Source organism: Burkholderia sp. SIMBA_062, assembly GCF_046534765.1.
GTDB lineage: Bacteria > Pseudomonadota > Gammaproteobacteria > Burkholderiales > Burkholderiaceae > Burkholderia > Burkholderia ambifaria.
Genome location: NZ_JAWRYD010000704.1, coordinates 1 through 229, shown reverse-complemented (window position 1 = coordinate 229; position 229 = coordinate 1). Strand labels below are relative to the sequence as shown.

Here is a 229-nt window from a genome sequence, read left to right as displayed (position 1 = left end):
CCCTCTGGTCATGAACCCATTCTGCTGACCGCGGAGGAACGTAATGCGGCTGATCTGGTGGCCAAGGCACTGGCTGTAACAAAGACGTTCTACGGGACGTTGAACAAAGCGCAGCGCGCTAGGCTGGACGCTTTGTATGGCACGCCCCGGGTGGGTGCCGATGCACTCATGAAGATCGTTCAGGGTGTCAAGGCGCAGGTCAGTGCCCACCTCACGGCGTGCTGTGGGC

1 protein-coding gene is annotated in these 229 nt (G+C 60.7%); it reads left to right on the top strand.

Annotated elements, in window-relative coordinates; all coding sequences use genetic code 11:
• A partial coding sequence (locus tag SB786_RS38000) for a hypothetical protein (RefSeq protein ID WP_410731813.1) occupies positions 1-229 on the top strand: 229 nt, incomplete at both ends.